The organism is Domibacillus sp. 8LH, from assembly GCF_038806185.1.
GTDB classification, from domain to species: Bacteria; Bacillota; Bacilli; order Bacillales; family Domibacillaceae; genus Domibacillus; species Domibacillus indicus_A.
Genome location: NZ_JAVJNG010000308.1, coordinates 1 through 240, shown reverse-complemented (window position 1 = coordinate 240; position 240 = coordinate 1). Strand labels below are relative to the sequence as shown.

1 protein-coding gene is annotated in these 240 nt (G+C 43.8%); it reads right to left on the bottom strand.

Translation table 11 applies throughout. The annotated features are described in order from the left end of the window. Positions 1–240, bottom strand: a 240-nt coding sequence (locus tag RG959_RS24840; RefSeq protein WP_483298931.1) for an arginine repressor, incomplete at both ends; no start/stop codon positions are given.

Below are 240 nucleotides of genomic sequence, written 5' to 3'. Positions count from 1 at the left end.
CCATGGCATCAAGTATTGAGCCGAAGGAGCTGGCCAGTCCTGGAAGTGTTTTTAATACAACTTGGTGCTGTACTGGTTTGAGCATAATGAGAGCATCTTCCATATACAGCCGGAGGCGTTTTTCCCAACGGGTTGGTACAATCGGGTTGACCATGTAATAAGAGGAGGCATCTTCATTGACCTTTACTAAATTTAATAATTTGATATCACGAGACAAGGTTGATTGGGTAACGGTGACAC